Genomic DNA, 18,796 nt, shown 5'->3' on the forward strand with positions numbered 1-18,796 from the left:
AGGCTTTACAGCCACCCCGTGTTCGTGAGGCCGGGCAGATTGATCGCCAGCAGTTGGGTAAACATCCAGAACACCGGCGCCGCCACGGCCACACCGATGAGCAGGTCCTTGATCCAGGCCTTGGGGCTCAGGTCGAGCTTGTCTTCAGCGCTCTTGAAGCCGCGCACCGCCAGCACGAAGCACAGCGCACAGCTCAGGATGAAGCCCAGCGTGGTGATCAGCATGGCATTGAGCAGCAGGCCCGCAGACACCCAGATGAAGCCCTTCCAGTGGGCGCTTTCGTCGCCCGAGCCTTCCTCCAGGTCGCGAAAGCCCCCGGTGCGCGCATGCACCACGCACAGCACGCCGCAAATCACCAGCACCACGGCCACGACCCAGGGAAAGAAGTTGGGGCCCACGCCGCCATAGCCCGCCTCAGAGCTGATGGAGGTGGCGCCATAGGCCAGCAGACAGCCCAGCAGCAGCGTGCCGGCGCCGATAACGGTCTGAAGGACTGCCGAGCGAGAGGAATGTTGTGTCATGTTTTTATCCCGCGAAAAGGGCGGCGCGCCCAGCACTGTTGCCAGCACCACATGCGCGCCGCCCGGAGGGTGCGAAGAGGATGGAAGGAGCCCCGGGCGCCAGGCCCGGGCAAAACCTCAATCCCCGGTCAGATCATCCCGGACTTGGCCATCGTGGCGCGCAGGCTGGCGAACTCGGCGTCCACGAAGTTGGAGAAGTCGTCGCCGGCCAGCCATGCGGGCGTCCAGCCGTTCTTCTCCATCGCATCCTGCCAGGACTTGTGCTTGTAGGTCTTGGACAGCGCGTCCACCAGCTCCTTGCGCTGCTCGGCGGTGATGCCAGCCGCGCCGTAAACGCCGCGCCAGTTGCCGATTTCCACATTGATGCCCTGCTCCTTGAGCGTGGGCACGTTCACGCCCTTCAGGCGCGTCGCCGACGTCACGCCCACGGCGCGCATCTTGCCGGCGGTGATGTACTCGGCAAACTCGCTGTAGCCGCTTCCGCCCACAGTGACGTTGCCGCCCAGGATGGCGGCGGTGGCCTCACCGCCCCCACGGAAAGCCACGTAGTTGATCTTGGATGGATCCACACCCACTTCGCGGGCAATCATGGCAGCCGCGATGTGCTCGGTGGATCCACGCGAACCACCGCCCCACTTCACGCTGCCGGGGTCCTTCTTGAGCTGGTCGACCACATCCTTCATGGTCTTGAAGGGCGAGCTGGCGGGCAGCACGAACACGTTGTACTCGCTGCTCAGGCGCGCCAGCGGCGTCACCTTGTCCAGGCCCACCGGCGGCTTGCCGGTGATGATGCCGCCCAGCATCACCGCGCCCATGGTCATCAGCGCATTCGGGTCGCCCTTGCTGGCGTTGGCGAACTGCGCCAGACCAATGGCACCGGCGGCGCCGCCCTTGTTGTCATAGTTGACCGAGCTGGCCACACCTGCGTCCTGCATGGCCTTGCCCAGGGCACGGCCTGTGGTGTCCCAGCCACCGCCGGGGTTGGCGGGGATCATCATCTTGATGGCTGCAGCGGCCTGGGCGGTCAGCGGCAAGGCGCCGGCTGCCGCCATGGCGGCCAGGGACTTGAGGAAGGTATCGCGACGCATTGGTGTCTCCTTGTGTGATGGGCGAACCTGTCGATGATGCGCGCCCTGCCTGTCAAACGGCTGTCCACGATCCTAGGGAAAACACTAGGTAACCAGAGGTTGCATGCCGCCGGCGCCTGAGTGGAAAACCTGAAAGCCAGGAACCGTGCACAGCCGTTGCCACAGTGATATGGTCCCGCGCATGAAATTGCTTCTTGTCGAAGACGACCCCACCATGCAGGCCACGCTGCACCGGGCCCTGAGCCGCCGCGGCATGGAGGTGACGCCCGTGGGCGATGGCCGCGCCGCACTGGCGCAGTGGGCCGCGCAGCCGCCCGACGCGGTGGTGCTGGACCTGACCCTGCCTGGCCTGGACGGCCTGCAGGTGCTGCAGCAGGCGCGCACGCGCGGGCTGCGCACGCCGGTGATCATCCTCACCGCGCGCGGCACGGTGGGCGACCGCATCATGGGCCTCAATTCGGGCGCCGACGACTACCTGCCCAAACCTTTCGATCTCGACGAGCTCGAAGCCCGCCTGCGCGCCCTGGTGCGCCGCAGCGCCGACCCAGTGGCCAGCAACGCCCTGCCCCCCAGCGTGCAGCAGATCGGCGCCATCCGCTACGACACCAACAGCGGCGCCATCTACCTGGGCGGCGAGGTGATGGAGTTCACCCCGCGCGAGCTGGCGCTGATGCATGCGCTGCTGGCACAGCCCGGCCACGCGGTGACCAAGGAGCGGCTCTACGAGCTGGTGTTCCCGGGCCAGCTCGACGTGCAGTACGAGGCCATCGAAGTGGTGGTCTACCGGCTGCGCAAGAAGCTCACCGGCACAGGCCTGACGCTGATGACCCTGCGCGGCCTGGGCTACCTGCTGCGGACGGATGCATGAAGCAGCAGCACCTGGTTGCCCCCCGCACACCCCCCACGCTGCGGCCCCACTCGCTGCGTCGGCGCCTGCTGCTGGGCATCCTGGTGCCAGTGGCGGTGTTCATCACCTACAACACCTACAGCCTGTACCACCAGACCCTGGACTCGCTGCACACGGCCTACGACCGCACCCTGCTGGCATCGGCAAAGAGCATCAGCGAGCAACTGGACGTGACGGGTTACGAGGAAGCCGCTCACCTGCGCGCCACGGTGCCCTACTCGGCGCTGGAGGCTTTCGAGGCCGACAACCAGAGCCGCATGTACTACCGCGTCTCCAGCCTGCAGGGCGAGCTGATCTCGGGCTTTGACGAGCTGCCGCCGTGGAGCGGCACCATCCCGGCACGCCCGCCGTATGCCGCGCTGGTGGACTTCTACGATGACACCTTCCGCGGCATGCCGGTGCGCGTGGCCGTGCTGCTGCAGCCGGTGGCCAGCTCCAAAGGGCGTGCCATGGCCGTGATCCAGGTGGCCGAGACGCTGGAGGTGCGCGAGACCCTGGCCCTGCAGATCCTGCGCAACACCCTGCTGCGCCAGGCATTCCTGATCGCCGTGATCGGCCTCACCGTGGTGGTGGTGGTGCAGCGCGCCACCCAACCCGTGCGCCAGCTCAGCCAGGAACTGCAGGCCCGCCAGGAGGGCGACCTGAGCCCCATCACCGCGCCTGCAGCGCCGCGCGAACTGCAGCCCCTGATCGAGGCCACCAACGAATTCCTGCAGCGCCTGCGCCACCTGCTGCGCCACCAGAAACGCTTCGTGCGCGATGCCTCGCACCAGTTGCGCACACCGCTGGCGGTGCTCAAGACGCAGGTGCAGTCGGCCCTGCGCGGTGACATGCCGGCCGAGCAGGCGCTGCACGAGATCCGCGACACCGTGGACCGCGCCACGCAGCTGGCCAACCAGATGCTGGCGCTGGCCAAGGTGGAGCAGTTGCGCCAGCAGAGCGCGCCACCCGTCACGCGCTTCGACGAGATCCTGCGCGGCGTGGCGCTCGACATCTCGCCCCTGATCGCCCAGCGCGACCTCGACTTCGGCATCCACACCGACGCCGCCCCCATAGAGGCGCACGAGTGGATGCTGCGCGAGCTGACCCGCAACCTGCTGCACAACGCCGTGCGCCACGCCCCGCCGGGCAGCGAGCTATCGGTGGAGCTGCGCACCGATGGGCGCCATGCAGCGCTGACGGTAAGCGACCAGGGCCCGGGCATCGACGATGAGCTGGCGCTGCGCCTGTTTCAGCCATTCTCGGCCGGCGACGTGCGCACCGGCAGCGGCCTGGGCCTGGCCATCTGCCAGGAGATCGTGCTCGCGCTCTCGGGCACCATCTCCTTGACCAACCGCACCCAGGCCGGCCGCGTGCTGGGGCTGGACGCGGTGGTAAGGCTACCCCTGGCCCACAACATGGGCATGCCGGACGCGGCACAATCACCCGCATGACCCCCACCGAGACGATGCGCCTGGACAAGTGGCTCTGGTGCGCCCGCTTTTACAAGACCCGCGGCCTGGCCACCGAAGAGATCGGCAAGGGCCGCGTCACCGTCAACGGCCAGGCCGCCAAGCCCGCGCGCGATGTGCGCCCCGGCGATACCGTGGCCCTGCGCCAGGGCCCCGTGGCCCGCACGGTGACCGTGCGCGCCCTGAGCGGCGCGCGCGGCCCCGCGCCCGTGGCCCAGCTGCTGTACGAGGAAACCGCCGAGAGCATCGCCGCGCGCGAGGCCGCGGCCGAACAGCGCCGTCTGGCCCCCGAACCCGCCGCCGCGCAGCAGGAAGGCCGCCCCACCAAGCGTGACCGGCGCAACATCGAGCGCGTGAGCGCGCCGGACTGGGGCAGCCGCTGGAGCGCGTCGATTGACGAGTGAGCCCCGAACGAAGGCCCCGCCTACAGATACTTGCTGCGGACCATTTCGATGGTCTGCGAACACAGCGAGGGGTCGCCGTCGGACAGGGAAGGCAGTTCCACGCAGGTGGACAGCGGCATGCGGAAGGGGTCGCTCCGGTTCTGGTCCACCGCGACCATGCTGCCGTCTTCCGTGCGCACGTGGTAGCGCGTGCGAAACGATGGGGTGGGCGGCCGGTCCATCGCCGAGCCCGCCACCGCACCCAGCACGCCCGCGAGCACCTGCATGCCGGCCGAGTAGTTGTTGCCCGGGCGAAACGCCCGGTCGACATACGCGGCCTGGCCCAAGACACCGCCGAGCACCGCCCCGCCCGTGGTGCCGGGCGTGGACTCATCCACTGTCTGGGCGTCCGCAATCCAGCCGTACCGGCCCGCGTGCAGCAGCTCCACCCTCCACTTCGACGAAATGGCCAGGCGCTCATCGTCCGCCAGGCCTGCCCAGATGGCGGGCTTGATGCGGGCGATCCGCCGCATGGATTCTGGTACGGGCCCACGGTAGACGGGATCGAAGGGCTCGGCCGACACGGGAAGGGTGGGCGCATAGCTGAGCGCCCGCTCCGCCTGCCGCACGGATTGGTTGAGTGCCAGGATCTCGTAGCCCAGCAGGTCCGCGTCGGCGGCGGTGGGGTCGGCCGTCAGGCGGGCCCGCAGCAGGGCACGGCGGACGCTGGCATCTTCCAGTTGCCTTTCCAGCACCTCCCATTGAATCGTGGGCGGCGCAGCCCAGGCCGCCGGGAACATCCCCAGCAGCGCCACGCACCCGCACAAGCCCACCCGCCCGAATCGCCGCATTTCTGCCTCGCTTTGCCCCACGCCAACCGCAGCGCGGTACTGCGCATCATACAAATCCTGCGCACTGCGGACGCTCAGTGTCGTGGCCCCTAGAATTGATCGTCCAGACAGCCCCGCCACCTTGCCGCCCATGCCCCACAACGTCCCTTGGCGCAGCGCCGTACCACTTGCCCTGGCAGTTGCCACGACCCTGGTGACCGCACAGCCGTCGGACCTGCTACTGGAGGCCTGCAACCGCCTGCCCGATGCAAAGAAGCGGTTGGCGTGCTTCAAGGAAGCCACCAGGAGGCCTGCGGATGCATTGACTACGGCCACGCCCACACCTTCGCCCGCATCCACGCCTGCCGCGGCACCCAACCCGGCGCCCGCACCCACCACAGCGCAGCTCCCGCCTCTGCCCCTGGCCGAAGCAGTGCGCCTGTGCACGCGGCTGATCACCGTGGCCCGGGGCCGCGAGGCCGAGGCAACGGAAAGCGCCGAAGCCTCGTCGGCCAGCGAAATGTCCGTGACTTGGCCCGCGCTGTCCGGCAAGAAGCCGGTGTACTGCAACCTGGGTCGTGCAGATCACCGGATCACGTCCATCACCAGCAACGGCAAGGTGGCCAGTGGCGCCCTGCTCGACAGCATGCACGCGCGCACCACGCAGCGCGAGGAAATCCAGGCAGGCAACTACGCCCGGTTCCTCGCTGGTGCCACGAAGGCCCTCACCTCCCGGATGCAAGACCCCGACGCCGCCCAGTTCCGCAACCTGTTCGTCAGCGATGGCCCACTGCACATGCTGTGCGGCGAGATCGATGCACGCAATGCGTTCGGCGCGTACGAGGGGTTCCGGCGCTTCTACGCATCGGGCGATCCGGAATTCCACGCCATCGAAAGCCGCAAGACGACCCGGGTGTTCGAAGCCACCTGGGCATCGGTGTGCGCGCGCAAGATGGCGGATATTGCCGCGCTCTGAGCCGGCAACTACCCGGCAGCCAATACCAGCCCGATGCGCGTGACGCCCCCGGCCGAGCTGGCCACCGCGCACCCGCCATGCATGCGGGCAATCGCATCCGTGATCGCCAGGCCCAGGCCGTGGTTCTTCTGGCCATGGCTGCGCGCAGTGTCACCCCGAAAGAAACGGTCGAACAGCCGCTCCAGCACCTGGGGATGCACATCGGGGCCGGTGTTTTCCACCACCAATTGCACGGCCCCTGTAGGCTGCTGGGCAATGCGCACCCGCACCGCACTGCCCGGTGCGGCGTAGCGCGTGGCATTGCCGATCAGGTTGGACAGGGCGCGGTGCAGCAGCGGCACGTCGAAGTCGCCTGCGGCATCGCCCACGACCTGCAGGGTGAGCCCCGCATCCTGCAGCGCAGCCTCGTGGTAGTCGGCCACCTGCGCGGCCACGGCGGCCAGGCTGGCCACCGGTGCGCGGCGCGCACGGGCGCCCCGATCAGCTTGCGAGAGGAACAGCATGTCGCTCACGATGCCGGTCAGGCGGTGCAGCTCTTCGAGGTTGGAAGACAGCACCTCGGCCACTTCGCCCCCGCCTTGCGGGCCACGGTCCCTGCCCTGCTTGCGCAGGGCCAGCTCGTTGCTGGCCAACAGAGTGGCCAGCGGCGTGCACAGCTCGTGGGCCACGTCGGCGTTGAAGCCCTCCATCTGTGCATAGGCCTTTTCCAGCCGGCCCAGGAGCGCGTTGAACTGCTCGACCAGCGGCTGCAGTTCGGCCGGTTGCCCTGCGCCGTCGAGCCGCTGGTGCAGCGTGGAGGCAGACAGCTGGCGCGTTTGCGCGGCCATCTGCCGCACAGGTGCCAGGCCCAGATGCACCAGCGTGAAGCCACCCAGCGAGACGACCACAGTGCCAGCCAGGGCCGCCAGCACCAGGGTGGCCGCCAGGCGGCCGAGCAGTAGATCGTCGGGCTGCACATCCATGCGCAGCTGCACCTGGAGCGTGGCTGCGGTCTGCGATGGCGCGGCGGCCGCACGGGCCACTTCGAAGCGCAGCTCGCGCCAGGCCGCAAGGGGCCTGGCATCGGGCGCCGGTGGGTACACCTGCTGCCCATCGGGCCCGGTGACCTGCAGGCGGAAGTTCTCATGCCCGGCGAGGAAGTCATCGAGCGCATGCCGGCCCTGGGGCATGGAGGCGGCATGCGCCTCTTCGCTGCCCAGCAGATGCCGCAGGATGCCTTCTTTCTGCCGCAGTGCATCGTCCTGCCGGGCCCCGAAACCTGCGGCCGTGACCAGGTAGACCACCAGGCAGACAGCGCCCAGCCCGGCAAAGCTCTGCACCGCCAGCCACCAAGACAGCCGGCTGCGCAGCGAGCGCGGCGACACCGGCGCCGGTGCGCCCTCCCTCATGGCGCGCGCTCCTCCAGCACATAGCCCATGCCGCGGATGGTGTGCAACAGGGGCGCAGGGAAGGGCACGTCCATCTTGCTGCGCAGCCTGCGCACCGCCACCTCGACCACGTTGGTCTCGCTGTCGAAATTCATGTCCCAGACCTGCGAGGCGATCTCGGTGCGCGACATCACTTCGCCCTGGCGGCGCAGAAACAGCGTGAGCAGCAGGAACTCCTGCGCCGTCAAGGCCAGTGCCTGGCCAGCGCGCGAGGCCTTGCGGCGCAGCAGGTCGAGCTCCAGGTCGGCCAGCCGCAGCAGTGCCGCAGACTGCCCCGCCGGCACGCCGGTCTGGCCACGCCGCACGATGGCATCGATGCGGGCCACGAGCTCCGAGAACGCGAAGGGCTTGACCAGGTAGTCGTCCGCCCCGGTCTGCAGGCCACGCACGCGGTCGTCCACGCCAACACGGGCGGTGAGCATGAGCACAGGGGTCTGGCGCGTCTTGCGCAGTGCGGCCAGCAGGCTCAGGCCGTCGATGCCGGGCAGCATCACGTCGAGCACAAGAACAGCGTAGTCGCCCTGCAGCGCCAGGTGCAGGCCATCGACGCCGTCGTGCGCCACATCGACCACGTGGCCCGCCTCGGTGAGCCCCTTGCGCAGGTACTGCGCGAGCTTGACCTCGTCCTCGATGAGCAGGATTTTCATGCCCGGATTGTCGAAGAACCGGGTCTGCACGCGGATTACAAATTCGTCATCTGCGCGTGGGGGTTTGGACGGTGGTGGCTTTCTACAGTGAGGTCCATTCACCCAACCAACCGAAAGGATACAGACCATGAACACCGCACGCAAAGCCCTCCTCCTGTCGCTGGCCGCCCTGACCATCGCGGCCCCCGTTCAAGCCTCGGCGGTGTACCACCCGGCCGGCGGAGAGATCGGCTACACCCGGCACCCCGACCACCAGCAGGCCAGCAACCGCCAGCGCAGCGAAGTGCTCGGCGAGATCGAGGCCGCCCGCAAGGACGGCACCCTGGCCCTGCTTTCGCGCGGCATGGCACTGCCAACGCCAAAGACGGCCCCTGCCAAGACCCGGGAGCAGGTGCAGGATGAATACCTCGGCATGACCGACGCCGAGAAGCGGCGCCTGCAGGAGATGCATGGCGCGGGCGGTTGAGCCACCGCAGCGCGCGGTTGATGAGACGTCACGTCCCCGCAATGATGTGTGCCACGTGCGTGAAGATCTGGATACTGTAGGCTTGGCTGGGGTGCACGATGTCGCCGGTGACGCCGTCCCAGTCGCTGATGGTCACGCCGTTACGGACGTCCACATAGGGGTAGTCCTGGTAGGCACAAGTCTGGCGCAGCAGCTCGGCCACGGCGGCGATGCCGGACACCCTGGCCAGGTAGCCCGAATCCCAGAAGCTCGTGCCCAGGGGCTCGTAGGCATATGAAGAGGCCACGTTCACGTCGATCACGCCCACGAAGCCGAAGGCCTTGCCGGCCAGCTTGCAGATAGACGCCACGCGCTTCACGTTGGCGGGCAGGACTTCGGGGTCCGCACTGTCGTTGCCGCCCAGGTTGATCAGCACGGCGCCCGCATCGGTTGCCGCCAGCAGGTCGGCCAGGGCGATACCGCCCGGTAGCCCGGCCAACGCACGCCCGGCAGGGTCATCCGAGAGCAGCAGCGCGAAGCTGGCGCCCGGCATGGAATGGTCGTAGCAGAAGTCATAGACCGCCTGGGCGGTGTTCAGGGTTTGGCGCGGCGGGACGGCCAGGCGCCCCGCGCCCTGAGCGCCGTAGAGGACCGAGTCTCCGATGAGCATGGCTTTGATCATTCAGGTTCCTGCAAAAACGCCGCGATGGGACAAGGGAGGCGTACAGGACCTGATTGAACTGCAAGGCGCGCAGAAAAGTTGTGAGAACCTGTTTTTTTGGGTGCCGGACTCCGGTGCCGGCCCGGACGCAAAAGCCGGGCGAGCCGGTCAGTGCAGCCCACCGCAGGCGCTCGCCTGCCGGGCTCAGTGCAACAGCAGTTGCGGTTGCCCGCTGCCGTCGATCTTGAAGACCGAGACCGACTTCACCAGGTCGTCGGCCTGCGTGCGCAGGCTCGATGCAGCGGCCGCCATCTCTTCCACCAGGGCCGCATTCTGCTGCGTGGCCTGGTCCATCAGCGTCACGGCCTCGCCCACCTGCGATACGCCCGAGCTTTGCTCCGAGCTGGCGGCACTGATCTCGCCCATCAGGCGGGTCACGCTGCCAATGCTGGCCACCACCTCGCCCATGGTGGCGCCGGCCTTGTCCACCAGGGCCGTGCCATGCTCAACGCGGCCCACGCTCTCGGTGATGAGCTGCTTGATCTCCTTGGCCGCCTGGGCGCTGCGCTGGGCCAGGGTGCGCACCTCGCCAGCCACCACCGCAAAGCCACGGCCCTGATCACCCGCGCGTGCGGCCTCCACGGCGGCATTCAAGGCCAGGATGTTGGTCTGGAAGGCGATGCCATCGATCACACTGATGATGTCGTTGATCTTGCGGCTGGAGTCGTTGATGCCCTTCATGGTTTCCACCACCTGCGCCACCACCTCCCCGCCCTGCTGGGCGATGGTGGAGGCGGAATGGGCCAGCCGGTTGGCGTTGACCGCATTGTCCGCGTTCTGCTTGACGGTGGAGCCGAGCTGCTCCATCGAGGCGGCCGTCTGCTGCAGGGCGCTGGCCTGCTGCTCCGTGCGGGTCGACAGGTTCTGGTTGCCCTGGGCGATCTCCGAACTGGCGGTGGACACGCTCATCGACCCCTCGCGCACGCCGGCCACCAGGCCCGAGAGGCTCTGGCGCATGGCCTCCATGGCGGACACGAGCGCAGCGATCTCGTCGTTGCCACGGGTCACCATCGGGCGTGCCAGATTGCCGTTGGCAAACTCCTCGGTCGCAGCACTCGCCTCACCCAGCGGCCCAACGATGGAGCGCGTGGTCAGGTAGCCAATCACCACGGCAAAAATGACCACGGCAACACTCAGCACAATGAGCTGCATGCGCAGGGATTCGAACTGGCGCATCGATTGGTCGATGGCCCGCTGACTGACCTTGTCGCTTTCTGCCAGAAAGGCGTCGATGTTGCCGACCAGCCGGGTCAGCAGCGGCCGGCATTCGGCGTTGATCTTCTGGATGGCTGCATCCTTCTCGCCCGCGCTCGCCAGGCGCGTGATCTCCAGGGCAATGGGGCCGTAGGCCGCCTCCGTCTCCTTGACCTGGGCCAGCAGCTTTTGCAGCGGCACGGCCGCATCGGGCGGCGCGGCCTTCAGGGCCTCTTCCACGTTTTTGAGCCCCTTGCCCACGGCTTCATGGGCCGTGCCGATCAGCTTGAGTTCGGCGTCCGCATCGGGCTTGGAACTGGCGATCACCAGGTTGCGCGCCGACACGGCCCTGGCATTGGCGGCATCGAGAACACTGTTGCCCAGACCCTTGATCACGTCCAGGTGGTTGACCTGAACCTCCAGATTCTGCTGGGTGAGGGACTGCCCCCGTACACCCATGATCGCCACCAGGATGAGGGCGAATGCAAGGACGGCGTAGCCGATAGCAAGGCGCGTCTTGATGCTCAGGCTTTGCAGGAAATTCATCGCGAAGTTCTCCCTGTGTTGGGCGCGCATGCGCGCAATCCGCCGGCCGAGGCCGGTCTGAAGCGTGATTTGCCCTGCCCCTTCCCTGCCAGCCAACGGTCGTTGGCTGTCTGCACCGGTCATTTTTTATGGATTTTTGGCCCCACACTGACCTGGGGAAGATCCTTCAATGCCAATACCTTGCGCCTCCTGCGGCCGGCTGGCAAGCGTTTTCTTGCCACCCCGGCCTAAAACGCTGGGTGTTTTCACACCCTGCGCGATGCGCTGGAGGCAGAGATCCGGGGGTAGGCCACCGCCAGTGCGCCCACAAGCATCGCTGTTCCATTCGCGTAGACCCACATCTCCCCCTCGAACAGGAGCGCGGTGAACACCGTGATCCCGAAGACGATGGCCACGATGGTGAACAGCGCCATCGCCACCTGCCGGCGGTGCGAAGGCGCCATGGCCACGCCGGTCAGCACGAACACCGCCCCCAGCATGGCGCCGGAGCCGAGTTCGATGAGCAGCGTGCCGAGCACGCCATGGCCCATCTGCCAGGCGCTGATGACCTTGGTCAGGCGCTGCGCCAGGAAGGCGACCGCGAATGCGGCCGGCAGCAACAGGAGCCAGCGCATGAACTTGCTTTTCAACATTCCCTCTTTTCCCCCTGCGTGCGCCATCTGATCGCGGCCGGCCCCATCGATGGGCTCAAGAACCGGTCCAAAGCCACGGCGAAATGTACCAACTTGATTCGGGCGTGCGAGCGCTCTGCCCTCCCTCCCCCAAATCGGTGATGGCTGAAAACCTGCCCGCACCGCACAATGAATCGCCATCCACAAGGAGGAAACCATGCGTTGGATCGTGGTTGCCATCTGTTGTTGTCTTGTTCCGCCCATTGCCTTTGCAGCAATGAGCACGCCACCGGGCACCGTGGGCCTTGCCGGCGCGCTGAACCTGGCCTACCTGCTTGCATTGAGCAGCGGTGTGGGCTGGCTGGTTCAGCAGGTCGCGCAGACATCGGGGCGCTTCAACCCCAAAACCGAAGCCGTCCTCAGCGCAGCGAGCGCCCTGATCGTGGGGCCGCTGCTCTGGTTTGCGCTGTTTCGGTAGGGAATTCATCCCTTGCGTCCGCGCCCTGCGGGTCGGCAACGAGGCCGATACCCATCAAACCACCTTGCCATTTCGGGCTAACGCTGGCCTGCTGAACGCCTTGGCGGGACGATGCATCGCCGAACAGATCCATCACCCAATCGGGTGAGTTAGACGAGGGAAGTATTCCTTGCTTCGCTGATACGACTGGTTACGATAGTCGCTTTTCATAGGGAATCGAAATGCAATCTTCCTGGGCAATCAAAGCAGCCTGCGCAGCCATCGCATCAACGCTGGCGCTGTCAGCATCGGCAATCGAAATCGACGTGTCCGGCTCGTCGTTTCAGAGCACCGGGAAGGACACCATTGTCATCAAGCGCTTGGCTGTACCTGGCGCCGGCAACTGGGATGTGACGTTCAAATGGGATCCGAACTCAGTTACGTTCGTGCCTCAGGCGGTTTCGCAAAGCACAACTGCCTCGCTCAAACTATCCGGTCCCACTACGGTAAATGAGTCGAGCTCCATCACCTTGGCGGCTGTCGTTCAAAATGCCGATGGAACAACCGTCGCCGCAAATCCTACATGGACCGTGGTGCCTGCGTCGGCCGGCTCGATATCATCTTCTGGCGTCTTCACCGCCTCCAGTGTTACGGCCGATGTCAACGCCGTTGCCACTGCCAGCTTCACGCATCAAGGGCAACCCCTGACGGCCACTTACTCTGTGAAGGTCGTGAACGTGGCCGCAGTTGGCCGCACTTGCAGTGGTGTTCTTGAAGCGCGTTCGAGCCAATCGCTTTCTGGGGATTTCACGGTTGAGCCAGACAACCGCAAAATCAACATGCGGGTAACTGCAACTGCAGGAAATCCGTACTTCTTCACCAGCTCACTGTTCTTCATCCAAGGCACGAACACGGTTGATGTTTCGTTGTACACCTTCGATGCCGATTCTGCGGTGCTGGTGCCTTCCGGTGGCTGGAGTGGTTCAGGACAACTGGTCTCGCCCGGTTCAAAGGAGGGCGTTATTGCAGCCGTTCCCACAATCATCAATTTGGCTCAACCTTTCGAGATCCGCTACACCGGCGCGAGCGGTGCGACAAGTCTGCGCTGCTAAGGGGCTGAAGTCGACTGGGGTGCAATCCAGCTGGCGGCTCCTTTCCGAACGGCCAGCCCTCGGGCGCGGCGTCGGTCTTGTAGCCCTGGGCGTCCACCACCGGACCAGCTGCAGGGGTCGCTGGGGCGGGCTTCCGCTTCCGGCCAGCACCGGGTCGGGCTCCACCACGAGGCATTTTTCAATCCTTTGATTCTTTGATTTCCCCTGGCTGGAATTCAAACAGGGGGTTTTTGGCGCGCGTGGGATACGACGGGGTTTCCTGGCTTTCCAGGTTTTGGAGTTTTCCCCCGCCTACCCCCTGGCGGTTTTCCCTGACCGTTTGCACCACTGAGGAGGGCTACACTCGTCGCCGGTGGCCGCAAGCCGCCCGGACCTCGCAAGGGGCTGAAGGTGAACGGGGTAAGCGCCCCTTACGGCTGTGCCGCGGACAAGCGCTTAACTCTGGAGCCGAACCCGCTGTTAAGCCATCCTAGGCAGGCAGGCAGCTAGTGCCCGGCAAGGCACGATAAAAATGCCGACTCTGTACAAGTTGGCGGGCCCGCTGACGCGAACCTGGAGTGATCCATGATCACGCTCAGTGTGCAGCATGGAAAGCTGAAGGTTGCTTTGACGTTCCCCGTCAACGCGATCTTGGCAATCCTCGGGATACTGCTTTAAAGGGAGGGCGGGGTTTCGGCTCCGCCCTACTTTTGACTCCATCCACGACTCGCCCTCAGTCCGGCCTCTCGCGCCGTCTTCTTCGCGTGGCAGCGGTCTGTCCCAGAGCACAGCAGTTGCAGGTTTGCTAGCGCCATGGCATCACCACCCTGCTCAAGGGGAACGATGTGATCCACGTCGTGGTCAGCTCTCACCAGCCCACATGCGGCACAGGTGAAGCAATCGCGCTCCTGCACTGCGGCCTTGCGGGCCATCCATGCGCTACCTCTCACCCGTTCGGATACTCCCGCCTTCGTGGCAAGAACTCGAACCGGGTTGGAGTTGATGGCGGTCAGCCTGGGCTTGATGGTCTGCAGGCGGCCCATGTTCTACCCCTCGGAAACGAAAAAGCCACCCGAAGGTGGCACTTTTGGTTTGCAAATAAACTCTATCCCAGCCTGGCAAGGAACTCATTGATAGCGCTTACCGCCCCTGGCGCAGCCGCCATCCCTTGCGTCCAGGCGGACACGCCATTCAGCAACCCACCAAGGGCGTACTTACTCGGCGATGGCTGTTCAGCCTCGTTCTCCAGCACTTCCAAGCTACGCAGTCGGGCCGCGCGCTCTTGTTCAGCAATCGTGGTATCGCTTTCGACCACGCTGCGAAGCTCCGATATCGCCTTCAACAAAGCCGCCAAGCTATCCCCTGACATGCCAACATGCTGGCTGCTGTGAACGGTGTTGCTGTTCCCGACAACAGCGGTTGCAACGGGGCCATGGAACACCGCTTGAGGCGCTGGCATCAGCGCTCGAAGTTTGCCTGGCACGTCCATCCTCAGCCGCGCGACGTAGCTTTCGGTGACGACCTTCACACGATCGTTGAAGCTGGATTCAAACTGAGTCTGGAATCCGTCTTGGATCGCGGGCACCGAACTAGTCGCAATGCCAAAGAGCTGCTTTGCAATTGCGTCGGCGACCGCACTGTACAGCTCCTGAATTTCTTGAATTCGAGAACCCGCTTCATCTCCCAAGTAGGAAACAGACAACTGCAGAACGTCCTCATAAAGGACTTTGGCGTGCATGTCAAAAACAGACTTACCAGCCTCGAAAACGGCCATAGTCGTGCGCGAGCCATGCAACACCCCGTGTGCCATGCTCTCAGCACGAACCCGCAATACCCTGTCTCGAAAGAGCGTGTCAGCAGAAGACACGTGAGCCACAAGGGCCGGGCCGACATCGGCAATTAGGTTTGTAGTGGCCATTTGGAATCCTCTATTTCCGACATGGTACGCCACCTATTTTCAGTCAATCTATCGCCATCGGACTTCCCCTGAGGGTGGCAACTGCCGTTCGCTTTCCAGCTCCAAAGCTTGCGGGGAGATTCCGCCTGCCGCCGACGCTGGCTGTCGGGATGCGGTCGATGAATGGTTGCGATGGGCCGATTCGAACGGCCGACATACGGGGTATGAACCCGTTGCTCTACCTGGCTGAGCTACATCGCGGAAATGGTTGCGGCGGGTGTGCCTCGAACCTAGGGGGTTCGGGCAGCCTGCCGATGTCTTTGGCACACTTCTAGCTCTTTGAAGGGAAAAGCATGGAGAAAGAAAAATATCAACGCCCCGCTTTGGGCTGGGTAGTGACGGCGCTTGGAATCGCAGGATCCGTGGCCTATCTGTTTTTTCTGAATTGGCTGGTGAACGGCAAGTGGGGAGCTTTGCGCGCCCCTGACGTAAAGCTTAATGAGCTTGGCGACTTTCTAGCCGGTGCGTTCGGCCCCTTGGCGATCTGGTGGCTTGTGCTCGGCTATTTTCAGCAGGGGCGCGAACTCAAAATCAATTCAGATGCCTTGTTGCTTCAGCTCCAAGAACTCGAAAACTCTGTGCAACAACAGGGCAGGCTAGTGGGCATCACACAAGATCAGTACACGCTAGACACGAAAGTTTTTGACGCTAACCAAGCCGCTGCGAAGCTTGCCGCAGACAACCGTACGCGGCAGGCACAACCAGTCTTCAAGTTCAAATCGGATGGATACGACCGCATGCCTGACAACAGAAAGCATATTCATAAACTACGGGTGACAAACATTGGGCATGCGTGCTCAGATTTGACCATCTACACCGACTCTCTTTTTATTCCTCACTCACCTGAAAACGTAGACCATTTGGATCGCACTCAGGGTTTCTCCATGCAGTTTGTTATCGACCACGATGAAGGTGAAACCAGCGAAATGACGTTTACTTTTGTCGATGGCGAACAAAACCTTGGATCGCAAAAGTTCACCGTTGACATGCAGTACACAGCGGTGAGAGTGCTTTCGCCGAAGCCCGACCTAACGGAGTATTAAAAAAGCCCGCGAGGCGTGAACCTGGCGGGCTTGAAATGTCTGGGCGTGCGATTCCTACGAAGGTTTGCCGGTCCCGGCTCCCCGCCGGGTGGTGCTTTCGTAGGGCCTGCAGGTCTGCTGATCTGCAACGGTAGACGCCGATATCGTTGGCGTCTGCGTTGACGGGCGCAATGCTATCACACCTTTCCCGCGGCAAAGTGCTTCAACAGCGGCACGCTCTTCAACGCCCGCCGTGCGCCAGCCCTCGCCCGATCCACATTGCGCTCGATGTGCTCGCTGATTGCCCGGCCATCCTCCCCATGCGGCACTGGGCGCCGGCCCGACCCGTGGCACACCTTGCAAGGCGTCTTGCTCTGCACGTTGGTGCCTGATAGCACCTGCCACATGGTCCCATTGCAGGCGGTGCAGTTGCGGTCGGCCCACCAGCCCAGCACGTCCAGCAGCTTCACAGATGGGTCGGCCATCCCGCGCGCCACCACCCACGGCAAAAGCCCGGCATGCGGGTCCATCAGCGCGGGCAGGCTCTTCAGGCGCCCAAGGATGCGGCGGCGCTCGGTGGCCAAGAGCTCCTCGGCCGCGGCCCGTGCACCAGGCAGGTCCAGGGCCTGCACCTTGCGCCCCTTCTTGCCCATGGTCACCCGGGGTATGGTCTCGGCAAGGCGCTGGATGTCCTCGTGCGTCAGGCGCTTGGGCTTGGCGCAGCCGCCCCATTCAGTCATCAGCTGGTACACCATGCGGCCCACGGGGAACGGGGCCTTGCCGGCGGCAATGAGCAGGTCCACGTCGCCGCGGCGCTCCAGGCTCACGGTCAGGTCGCTGCTGCTCGCGGCGAGGGTCAGGCGCTCGTCAAAATCTGCTGTCGCGGTCATCTTCACCCCTTTGGTTTTCTGGAATTGCTCAGCGCCTGCATGCGCGCGTGTTCTGCCTTCACGGCGACATGGCCGGCGGCGATGTTCTCGGGGCCGAACACGTCGTGCAGCTCGCCCCGGTATGCGTCGGTGAGGGCCCGCTGGCGCAGGGAAGCCCAGAACTGCGGCCCGTTGGCCAGAGCGCGCACCTTGCAGCGCTGGCAGCGGGCGTGATACCCCCCCAATGGCGTTTGGTCTCGGCCTGGGTGCAGTCGGGGCACGTCATCGGCTGGCCTCCAGGTCCTTCAGCTTCTGGCGGTACTCGTCCCGGATGCCGCGCACCTCGTCGTGCGTCCATTTCCGAACCCGGTTGTCTGTCTCCAGCGCCAGCACGCGGGCTTCCCCGATCCTGGCCACAACTCCCTGACGGAACGCGCCATAGGTGGTGCCGCCTGGGCGGTTGCAGTTCTTTCGCTGGGCGAACACGTTGTCTTCGTTGAAGCGCAGGTGTCCGGCGGTGCTTCGGCTGCGGAAGTGCCCCGCATCCACCGACCCGCCCGGCTTCATGGGCTCGAAGGGCTGGCTACAGCAAATGCACGGCAGTCCAAGGTCCCGCGCGCGGATGTAGGCATTGAAAGCCTCTTGCGCCTCGGCGATCAGCTCGGGCAGGCGCTTGACGGCCTCCTTGCGGCGGCGGAACTCCGCGCGGCCTACCTTGGCCTCTGCCTTCGAGCTGGTTTGCAAGCACCCGAATACCCTACCCAACCCCACCGCCGGCATCGACAACATAAAGGTGCAGAAGGGCCAGTCTGACCCCTTCGCGCCCGACGAGGTGGAGGAGATCCTGGCCACCATCGGCAAGCAGTGGGGAGAGGTGTTTCAGGACTATTTCGAATTCAGCATGTTCGCAGGCCTGCGCGCCAGCGACCAGATAGCGCTGATGTGGGAGGACGTGGACCTGCGCCTCGGTCGGGTGGTCGTTCGGCGGGCCAGGGTGATGGGGCAGAACAAGGAGCGCACAAAGACCCACGTCGAGCGCGAGGTGGAGTTGAACGGCCGTGCGCTGGCCGTGCTACACCGCCAACGGGCGCGCACCCAGGCCGTGGGCAAGCAGGTGTTCTACAACCCCGCCACCAGCCGCGCCTACGTGGATGAGCAAAAGCAGCTGCAGGTGTGGACCAGGAGCCTGCGGACCAGCCAAGTGCGCTACCGCCCGCCAAAGGAATGCCGCGACACCAGCGTCACCCTGGCCCTGATGGCGGGCGCCAATCCGGTTTGGGTGGCGAACCAGCACGGGTACTCGGTACAGGTGATGATGCGGGGCTATGCCAAGTGGATTCCCAGCGCTGACAAGGGATCCAATTTGGCGGCGGTGAACCAAGCAATAGGGCACACATCAGAAGCCCGAAAAAACATGATTTAGGACCTGAATAGGTTCAGCGTCGAAGGGCAGGAAGCCAGAAAACAGAAAACCCCCAAGCAGATCAACTACTTAGGGGTTTCGGTTTTGGCGGAAACGGAGGGATTCGAACCCTCGATGAGGCTCTACACCCCATACTCCCTTAGCAGGGGAGCACCTTCGGCCACTCGGTCACGTTTCCAATCCAGCTATTATGCCCCATTTTTGGAGCACTTCAGCCGAGATGGGGGCTG

At 64.8% G+C, this 18,796-nt stretch carries 22 protein-coding genes and 2 tRNA genes; 9 read left to right on the forward strand and 15 right to left on the reverse strand.

Annotation, left to right across the window (positions count from 1 at the left end; genetic code table 11):
- Nucleotides 1–5 precede the first annotated feature (5 nt).
- Nucleotides 6–521, reverse strand: a complete 516-nt coding sequence (locus tag ASE28_RS02145) for a tripartite tricarboxylate transporter TctB family protein (RefSeq protein ID WP_057201035.1) — start codon at nucleotides 519–521, stop codon at nucleotides 6–8.
- A 128-nt stretch (nucleotides 522–649) separates the two neighbouring features.
- Nucleotides 650–1,609, reverse strand: coding sequence for a tripartite tricarboxylate transporter substrate binding protein (locus ASE28_RS02150; protein WP_057201037.1), 960 nt, complete (start codon nucleotides 1,607–1,609; stop codon nucleotides 650–652).
- A gap of 169 nt (nucleotides 1,610–1,778) precedes the next feature.
- On the opposite strand from ASE28_RS02150, the gene ASE28_RS02155 reads away from it, so the two are divergent.
- From ASE28_RS02155 to ASE28_RS02165, 3 genes are read left to right on the forward strand one after another with little or no spacing between them, the layout of a single operon-like run.
- Nucleotides 1,779–2,477, forward strand: a complete 699-nt coding sequence (locus ASE28_RS02155; RefSeq protein ID WP_179679136.1) for a response regulator transcription factor — start codon at nucleotides 1,779–1,781, stop codon at nucleotides 2,475–2,477.
- Nucleotides 2,474–3,949, forward strand: a complete 1,476-nt coding sequence (locus ASE28_RS02160; protein WP_057264234.1) for a sensor histidine kinase — start codon at nucleotides 2,474–2,476, stop codon at nucleotides 3,947–3,949. Before ASE28_RS02155 ends, ASE28_RS02160 begins: the two co-directional genes overlap by 4 nt.
- Nucleotides 3,946–4,371 carry an RNA-binding S4 domain-containing protein gene (locus ASE28_RS02165; RefSeq protein ID WP_057201040.1) on the forward strand — a complete coding sequence of 142 codons (426 nt, stop codon included), beginning with the start codon at nucleotides 3,946–3,948 and terminating at the stop codon, nucleotides 4,369–4,371. Before ASE28_RS02160 ends, ASE28_RS02165 begins: the two co-directional genes overlap by 4 nt.
- Nucleotides 4,372–4,391: 20 nt before the next feature.
- On the opposite strand, the gene ASE28_RS02170 is transcribed toward ASE28_RS02165, so the two are convergent.
- Nucleotides 4,392–5,201: a hypothetical protein gene (locus ASE28_RS02170; RefSeq protein WP_157412401.1), complete on the reverse strand. Its 810-nt coding sequence runs from the start codon at nucleotides 5,199–5,201 to the stop codon at nucleotides 4,392–4,394.
- Nucleotides 5,202–5,331: 130 nt separating this feature from the next.
- On the opposite strand from ASE28_RS02170, the gene ASE28_RS02175 reads away from it, so the two are divergent.
- Entirely contained in the window at nucleotides 5,332–6,156 is an 825-nt protein-coding gene (locus tag ASE28_RS02175; protein ID WP_057264238.1) for a hypothetical protein, read from the forward strand.
- Between the two features lie 8 nt (nucleotides 6,157–6,164).
- On the opposite strand, the gene ASE28_RS02180 is transcribed toward ASE28_RS02175, so the two are convergent.
- Nucleotides 6,165–7,544, reverse strand: a complete 1,380-nt coding sequence (locus ASE28_RS02180) for a heavy metal sensor histidine kinase (protein ID WP_057264240.1) — start codon at nucleotides 7,542–7,544, stop codon at nucleotides 6,165–6,167.
- Nucleotides 7,541–8,230 (reverse strand): heavy metal response regulator transcription factor, encoded by a 690-nt coding sequence (locus tag ASE28_RS02185; protein ID WP_057264242.1) that lies wholly within the window; start codon nucleotides 8,228–8,230, stop codon nucleotides 7,541–7,543. Before ASE28_RS02185 ends, ASE28_RS02180 begins: the two co-directional genes overlap by 4 nt.
- 127 nt (nucleotides 8,231–8,357) lie before the next feature.
- Between ASE28_RS02185 and ASE28_RS02190 the strand changes: the two genes are divergently transcribed.
- The gene (locus tag ASE28_RS02190) at nucleotides 8,358–8,696 is read left to right on the forward strand and encodes a hypothetical protein (RefSeq protein WP_057264243.1); all 339 of its coding nucleotides are present in this window, start codon (nucleotides 8,358–8,360) and stop codon (nucleotides 8,694–8,696) included.
- A gap of 28 nt (nucleotides 8,697–8,724) precedes the next feature.
- Here ASE28_RS02190 and ASE28_RS02195 read toward each other — a convergent pair whose 3' ends face one another.
- From ASE28_RS02195 to ASE28_RS02205, 3 genes are all read right to left on the reverse strand, one after another.
- Nucleotides 8,725–9,345 (reverse strand): SGNH/GDSL hydrolase family protein, encoded by a 621-nt coding sequence (locus ASE28_RS02195; RefSeq protein WP_235516018.1) that lies wholly within the window; start codon nucleotides 9,343–9,345, stop codon nucleotides 8,725–8,727.
- 195 nt (nucleotides 9,346–9,540) lie between these two features.
- Nucleotides 9,541–11,136, reverse strand: a complete 1,596-nt coding sequence (locus tag ASE28_RS33410; protein ID WP_057264247.1) for a methyl-accepting chemotaxis protein — start codon at nucleotides 11,134–11,136, stop codon at nucleotides 9,541–9,543.
- Between the two features lie 245 nt (nucleotides 11,137–11,381).
- The gene (locus tag ASE28_RS02205) at nucleotides 11,382–11,765 is read right to left on the reverse strand and encodes a hypothetical protein (protein ID WP_235516019.1); all 384 of its coding nucleotides are present in this window, start codon (nucleotides 11,763–11,765) and stop codon (nucleotides 11,382–11,384) included.
- Between the two features lie 199 nt (nucleotides 11,766–11,964).
- Between ASE28_RS02205 and ASE28_RS02210 the strand changes: the two genes are divergently transcribed.
- Both ASE28_RS02210 and ASE28_RS31785 read left to right on the forward strand, forming a co-directional pair.
- Nucleotides 11,965–12,225: a hypothetical protein gene (locus ASE28_RS02210; RefSeq protein WP_157421820.1), complete on the forward strand. Its 261-nt coding sequence runs from the start codon at nucleotides 11,965–11,967 to the stop codon at nucleotides 12,223–12,225.
- A 221-nt stretch (nucleotides 12,226–12,446) separates the two neighbouring features.
- Nucleotides 12,447–13,316 (forward strand): hypothetical protein, encoded by an 870-nt coding sequence (locus ASE28_RS31785; RefSeq protein ID WP_157421821.1) that lies wholly within the window; start codon nucleotides 12,447–12,449, stop codon nucleotides 13,314–13,316.
- Between the two features lie 683 nt (nucleotides 13,317–13,999).
- Here the strand turns inward: ASE28_RS31785 and ASE28_RS31105 are convergent.
- The 3 genes from ASE28_RS31105 to ASE28_RS02220 form a co-directional block, all read right to left on the reverse strand.
- On the reverse strand, nucleotides 14,000–14,338 hold the full coding sequence (locus tag ASE28_RS31105; RefSeq protein WP_082607825.1) for an HNH endonuclease: 339 nt from the start codon (nucleotides 14,336–14,338) through the stop codon (nucleotides 14,000–14,002).
- 62 nt (nucleotides 14,339–14,400) lie between these two features.
- On the reverse strand, nucleotides 14,401–15,213 hold the full coding sequence (locus tag ASE28_RS02215) for a hypothetical protein (protein ID WP_157421822.1): 813 nt from the start codon (nucleotides 15,211–15,213) through the stop codon (nucleotides 14,401–14,403).
- 163 nt (nucleotides 15,214–15,376) lie between these two features.
- Nucleotides 15,377–15,453, reverse strand: a tRNA-Met gene (locus ASE28_RS02220).
- A 92-nt stretch (nucleotides 15,454–15,545) separates the two neighbouring features.
- On the opposite strand from ASE28_RS02220, the gene ASE28_RS02225 reads away from it, so the two are divergent.
- Nucleotides 15,546–16,295, forward strand: a complete 750-nt coding sequence (locus ASE28_RS02225) for a hypothetical protein (protein ID WP_057264255.1) — start codon at nucleotides 15,546–15,548, stop codon at nucleotides 16,293–16,295.
- A 176-nt stretch (nucleotides 16,296–16,471) separates the two neighbouring features.
- Here ASE28_RS02225 and ASE28_RS02230 read toward each other — a convergent pair whose 3' ends face one another.
- From ASE28_RS02230 to ASE28_RS02240, 3 genes are all read right to left on the reverse strand, one after another.
- On the reverse strand, nucleotides 16,472–17,164 hold the full coding sequence (locus ASE28_RS02230) for a hypothetical protein (RefSeq protein WP_057264257.1): 693 nt from the start codon (nucleotides 17,162–17,164) through the stop codon (nucleotides 16,472–16,474).
- A 2-nt stretch (nucleotides 17,165–17,166) separates the two neighbouring features.
- Nucleotides 17,167–17,352 (reverse strand): hypothetical protein, encoded by a 186-nt coding sequence (locus tag ASE28_RS02235; protein ID WP_057264259.1) that lies wholly within the window; start codon nucleotides 17,350–17,352, stop codon nucleotides 17,167–17,169.
- 73 nt (nucleotides 17,353–17,425) lie between these two features.
- A complete protein-coding gene (locus tag ASE28_RS02240; RefSeq protein WP_235516020.1) occupies nucleotides 17,426–17,887 on the reverse strand; it encodes a recombination protein NinG in 462 nt (153 codons plus the stop codon).
- Between ASE28_RS02240 and ASE28_RS02245 the strand changes: the two genes are divergently transcribed.
- The gene (locus tag ASE28_RS02245; protein WP_082607827.1) at nucleotides 17,859–18,566 is read left to right on the forward strand and encodes a tyrosine-type recombinase/integrase; all 708 of its coding nucleotides are present in this window, start codon (nucleotides 17,859–17,861) and stop codon (nucleotides 18,564–18,566) included. The two genes, ASE28_RS02240 and ASE28_RS02245, sit on opposite strands and share 29 nt — an antisense overlap.
- An 85-nt stretch (nucleotides 18,567–18,651) precedes the next feature.
- Here ASE28_RS02245 and ASE28_RS02250 read toward each other — a convergent pair.
- Nucleotides 18,652–18,744 (reverse strand) — tRNA-Ser (locus ASE28_RS02250).
- Between the last annotated feature and the right edge of the window lie 52 nt (nucleotides 18,745–18,796).

It is taken from the genome of Acidovorax sp. Root219, assembly GCF_001428665.1.
GTDB lineage: Bacteria > Pseudomonadota > Gammaproteobacteria > Burkholderiales > Burkholderiaceae_C > Acidovorax.

What these genes read in the sequence shown, in the direction of transcription:
- ASE28_RS33410 (WP_057264247.1), bottom strand. Translation starts at nt 11,136, where the DNA reads ATGAATTTCCTGCAAAGCCTGAGCATCAAGACGCGCCTTGCTATCGGC.
- ASE28_RS02175 (WP_057264238.1), top strand. Translation starts at nt 5,332, where the DNA reads ATGCCCCACAACGTCCCTTGGCGCAGCGCCGTACCACTTGCCCTGGCA.
- ASE28_RS02225 (WP_057264255.1), top strand. Translation starts at nt 15,546, where the DNA reads ATGGAGAAAGAAAAATATCAACGCCCCGCTTTGGGCTGGGTAGTGACG.
- ASE28_RS02145 (WP_057201035.1), bottom strand. Translation starts at nt 521, where the DNA reads ATGACACAACATTCCTCTCGCTCGGCAGTCCTTCAGACCGTTATCGGC.
- ASE28_RS02190 (WP_057264243.1), top strand. Translation starts at nt 8,358, where the DNA reads ATGAACACCGCACGCAAAGCCCTCCTCCTGTCGCTGGCCGCCCTGACC.
- ASE28_RS02185 (WP_057264242.1), bottom strand. Translation starts at nt 8,230, where the DNA reads ATGAAAATCCTGCTCATCGAGGACGAGGTCAAGCTCGCGCAGTACCTG.
- ASE28_RS02165 (WP_057201040.1), top strand. Translation starts at nt 3,946, where the DNA reads ATGACCCCCACCGAGACGATGCGCCTGGACAAGTGGCTCTGGTGCGCC.
- ASE28_RS02195 (WP_235516018.1), bottom strand. Translation starts at nt 9,345, where the DNA reads ATGCTCATCGGAGACTCGGTCCTCTACGGCGCTCAGGGCGCGGGGCGC.
- ASE28_RS31105 (WP_082607825.1), bottom strand. Translation starts at nt 14,338, where the DNA reads ATGGGCCGCCTGCAGACCATCAAGCCCAGGCTGACCGCCATCAACTCC.
- ASE28_RS02155 (WP_179679136.1), top strand. Translation starts at nt 1,779, where the DNA reads ATGGTCCCGCGCATGAAATTGCTTCTTGTCGAAGACGACCCCACCATG.
- ASE28_RS02215 (WP_157421822.1), bottom strand. Translation starts at nt 15,213, where the DNA reads ATGGCCACTACAAACCTAATTGCCGATGTCGGCCCGGCCCTTGTGGCT.
- ASE28_RS02170 (WP_157412401.1), bottom strand. Translation starts at nt 5,201, where the DNA reads ATGCGGCGATTCGGGCGGGTGGGCTTGTGCGGGTGCGTGGCGCTGCTG.
- ASE28_RS02180 (WP_057264240.1), bottom strand. Translation starts at nt 7,544, where the DNA reads ATGAGGGAGGGCGCACCGGCGCCGGTGTCGCCGCGCTCGCTGCGCAGC.
- ASE28_RS02210 (WP_157421820.1), top strand. Translation starts at nt 11,965, where the DNA reads ATGCGTTGGATCGTGGTTGCCATCTGTTGTTGTCTTGTTCCGCCCATT.
- ASE28_RS02160 (WP_057264234.1), top strand. Translation starts at nt 2,474, where the DNA reads ATGAAGCAGCAGCACCTGGTTGCCCCCCGCACACCCCCCACGCTGCGG.
- ASE28_RS02150 (WP_057201037.1), bottom strand. Translation starts at nt 1,609, where the DNA reads ATGCGTCGCGATACCTTCCTCAAGTCCCTGGCCGCCATGGCGGCAGCC.
- ASE28_RS31785 (WP_157421821.1), top strand. Translation starts at nt 12,447, where the DNA reads ATGCAATCTTCCTGGGCAATCAAAGCAGCCTGCGCAGCCATCGCATCA.
- ASE28_RS02230 (WP_057264257.1), bottom strand. Translation starts at nt 17,164, where the DNA reads ATGACCGCGACAGCAGATTTTGACGAGCGCCTGACCCTCGCCGCGAGC.